General features: G+C 48.4%; 7 protein-coding genes. All 7 read left to right on the plus strand.

The window, feature by feature from the left end; all coding sequences use genetic code 11:
* Positions 1-306: YodL domain-containing protein (locus DWY76_RS13570; RefSeq protein ID WP_243112063.1), on the plus strand; the 306-nt coding region annotated here is incomplete at its 5' end.
* A complete protein-coding gene (locus tag DWY76_RS13575; protein WP_120081593.1) occupies positions 296-499 on the plus strand; it encodes a transposon-transfer assisting family protein in 204 nt (67 codons plus the stop codon). The genes DWY76_RS13570 and DWY76_RS13575, both read left to right, overlap by 11 nt.
* Positions 500-785: 286 nt before the next feature.
* Positions 786-2,312: a hypothetical protein gene (locus DWY76_RS13580; RefSeq protein ID WP_097779479.1), complete on the plus strand. Its 1,527-nt coding sequence runs from the start codon at positions 786-788 to the stop codon at positions 2,310-2,312.
* A 179-nt stretch (positions 2,313-2,491) separates the two neighbouring features.
* Positions 2,492-2,881, plus strand: coding sequence for a hypothetical protein (locus DWY76_RS13585; protein WP_097779478.1), 390 nt, complete (start codon positions 2,492-2,494; stop codon positions 2,879-2,881).
* 23 nt (positions 2,882-2,904) lie between these two features.
* Positions 2,905-3,066, plus strand: a complete 162-nt coding sequence (locus DWY76_RS14140) for a hypothetical protein (protein WP_165852646.1) — start codon at positions 2,905-2,907, stop codon at positions 3,064-3,066.
* An 84-nt stretch (positions 3,067-3,150) separates the two neighbouring features.
* Entirely contained in the window at positions 3,151-3,399 is a 249-nt protein-coding gene (locus DWY76_RS14145; protein WP_165852647.1) for a hypothetical protein, read from the plus strand.
* Between the two features lie 9 nt (positions 3,400-3,408).
* Complete coding sequence (locus DWY76_RS13595; protein ID WP_044954185.1) at positions 3,409-3,612, plus strand: transposon-transfer assisting family protein; 204 nt, start codon at positions 3,409-3,411, stop codon at positions 3,610-3,612.
* Positions 3,613-3,678 lie beyond the last annotated feature (66 nt).

Raw genomic sequence — 3,678 nt, forward strand, 5'->3', positions numbered from 1 at the left:
CTGCCCGCCATGTGGCAGGATGTGCCAAACAACGAGGTTTTGGAAGAACTGTTTCAGGTGTTCAACCTCTCCCGTCCGCAGGATTTTGAGGGACACAGCCTGTCGGTCAGCGATGTGATCGCACTTAAACGCAATGGCGAGGTGTCTGTGCATTATGTGGACAGCATCGGCTTCAAAGATTTACAGGGGTTTCTGGACAAGCAGCCGGAACGCCCTTCGGTGCTGATGAATCTTAAGGAAAAGTGCGATGCCCCGGAGTGCAACCCCATCGTCTGCCGGAAAGTGAGGGCTGAACATGAACTTTGACCACGAGGAATTGACCCTGATGATGCTCTACAACACCGGCACCCGGCTGGGGCTTATTCACGAACTGCGGCTGATGCAGTGCTACCTGATGCCCGATGAAACTGCCCTGCGGGAACTGTCGGAGGGTGTTATCGAGAAGCTAAAACTGCTGACCGATGTCGAGTTTGCCGAACTGGAATTTCCCCCGGACTGATTTTTGCCGCCTGCGGGCGGCATACATATTCTCTTTTACAATGCCATTTGGTGTGGTATACTGAACTCGACAACTCGGAAAGTTGCAGGGGTAACAGAAATGAAAAATAGAATAATCGATATTATATTTTTAACTGTCTTTGTGTCAATCAACCTTTGGGCCATTCTGACAAAGAACTATTCCAATTCATTTCTGGCAGGAATTGCAGGAATGTGTCTTGTTACCGCAATTCTTTATCTCCGAAAAGGAAAAAAATAATCAAATTCCTATTTAAGAGGATCAGCCGATGGACAAAACATTTCAGAAATTATTACAGACTGACATTGATCTTTCATCCTTAGGCGTAGAACGCCGTACAGATAACGAACCGTATTTTTGCACACCAAAGGGTGCGTCTGTATTTGGTTGGACCGGTGTGGATGGAATCCACTTCTGTTTTGTTCGTGGCTTTGGCGGTATGGTTTTTGCTGTCAGCCCGGCGAACACATTTCCAAACTATGTTCATCCGTTGGCAAAAAATTTCGCTGATTTTCTGCGGCTACTGCTTGCCTGCGGCGATGTGGCAGCATTGGAGCAGGCATGGATGTGGGATAAAGCACAATTTGAAACCTTCTTACAAGACAACCCTCCCACGCAGGAGCAGCAGGAAACCCTTGCGCTTGTCGCTACGAAATTAAAGCTGATGCCAATGGAGCGGCCATGGGCATATATCAAAGAGCTTCAGGCATCTTTTGATTACAGCAAAATCAAGTACACCAAAGAATATTACGATGTTGTGGACCAGAACGCAAAACCAGCTATCCCGGAGTGGAAAGTCTACTTTGAGGGAAACTTCTGGGGACATTCGGGAAAAGAACGTGCCGGAACAGAAGTCCCCTTGAATCAGCAATTTGAATGGGCCGGGCATCATTGGATCATTCCTGCGGCGTATTCGTGCAGCAAGGGGTTCGTTGTGGACTTTTGTATGCGTACCCCGGAGGAAGACATTCGCAAGTTCATGACTAAATGGGATTTACACCCCGAAAACGACTCTTGTGAATACTTCACGCAGGAGCAGCAACTGCAAATAGATTTAGAAAATCCACTTTGTCTTGACTTTATTCCTCGTTTGGAATTGAACGGGAAAACAATGCTGACCTCCCACGGTTGCTCGGTGGTCTTTAATCCATGTTTGCCAGACGGGATGATCAATGAAGCGGAAGCAAAGTGGGCATTGGAACACTATGATTTGGATACATCCTATGGGTGGATGATTTTTCGGGCGGCATTTCCGTGGACAAGCAAACGCCGTCCTGAAATAAAATCCCTCTCCCTTACGATGGAGCAACGGCCATGCCGTGTGCCGGGACCACATTTCCAGACACACGCTCCCGGTGATTCGTTTTCTTTCCTCCATCCGGTCAGCGGAACAAACTATACATTGACCGTGCAGGAAATAGAGCAACAAACAATTCCTCAAAAGTGTTTCGGTTCTGACCGCTGGGTTTATCCGACACATTTTACCGTCATGCGTTATACGCTTTTCCCTGAATCGGAGGAAGATATCTCGATTTGTGATTGCTGCGATGGAGATAAGCCTATGGAAATTGCTGTGGAGGGAGACTCCTTCACGCCGGAAACCCAAAATAATGCTTGCGTAGGCATTATCGGTGGAGCTGACGGACCAACAGTGATTATGCCTGGAGAAAAATCACAAGGCAGGCTTCATGCTGCTTGCTCAGCACTGCACTTTGAGCCGGTTCGGGATGATGTAGAGTGGTGCACAATGTTCAGTATTAAGAATTTTGATGAAACGACGATCAACCTTATATAACAGGAATACGATGACGACTTTCAGCTTGTCGATGGTTGTCAACTGGGATAATTGTCATAAGCCATCGCTCCGAAAAATTTTCATAACCCGCAAGAAAGTGGGCTTGATAGAATACTTCCATTCATGCTATACTAAAATCAGTTTTAATGCACAGAAAAATTGAAAGCGGAGGATAGCCAATGGACACCAAAAAAAGATCACCCATCGACCGCCTGCTTTTTGCCACCTTTCTGAAAGGCCGCACATCTTCCCGTGATGTATGGGAAGAAAAGGGCGATATGACCCCCGAAGATAACCAGAAGATCATCGAGGAGACCAACGAGATCATCAACGATGATTCCACCTATCCCTTCATCAGCTACCTGTCCGACCTGCTTGCAAAATCCAAACCCTCCGATAAGGCGGTCATAAAACTGCACGACTGCATTGAAAAAGTTGCAGTTACGTTGGGGCAGGACAGCACCGATGTGTTCCGTGCGCTCCTTGCAAAACTGATCGAGGAGCCGGAAGAAAAGCAGACCTTTGACCGTCTGCTGGAGATGGCCGAGAAATTGGCGGCAAAGCACTGAGATAACTTTACGAGGTGATTTCAATGAGCTACGGATGGGCAACTGTTTTCACTTTAGCGGCATGGTTTGCAGGACTTGTGGTTGATGTAAATGTGCGGGTCGGCGACCTCGGTTTACGAACAGTGCTTCCTGTCATCGTGATGGGGTGCTGCGTTATGAAGTACATAAAGGACAATAGCAAATAATCTTATCTCAATACACTTTCCAGCGGGCGACCACAAAACGGTTGCCCGCTCTTTTTATGCTCAAAAAATGGAAGGAGGAACGCTATGCCAAGCAAAACCGAAGAATATCTCGCCCTTGCCCAGCGCACGGCCAACGGCTTGACCCGATACTGGGAAAGCTGGACGGACTACCTGACCACCGCATCCCGGCTGTACAAGTACAGTTTTGCGGACCAGCTCATGATCTACGCCCAGCGCCCGGATGCCACCGCCTGCGCCGACTTTGACATCTGGAACAACCGGATGAACCGTTATGTGCCCCGGAGTGCAACCCCATCGTCTGCCGGAAAGTGAGGGATGCGCATGAACTTTAACCATGAGGAACTGATGCTGATGATGCTCTACAACACCGGCACCCGGCTGGGGCTCATTCACGAACTGCGGCTCATGCAGTGCTACCTGATGCCGGACGAGACCGCTCTGCGGGAACTATCGGTGGTGGTTATCGAAAAGCTGAAACTGCTGACCGATGCAGAGTTTGCCGAGCTGGAATTTCCACTGGACTGACTTTTGCCGCCTGCGGGCGGCGTACATAAAGTATTTTGTTCTTCCAAAAGATATGCTATAATCAAA

Source organism: Faecalibacterium sp. AF27-11BH, assembly GCF_003603005.1.
Lineage (GTDB): Bacteria > Bacillota > Clostridia > Oscillospirales > Ruminococcaceae > Faecalibacterium > Faecalibacterium taiwanense.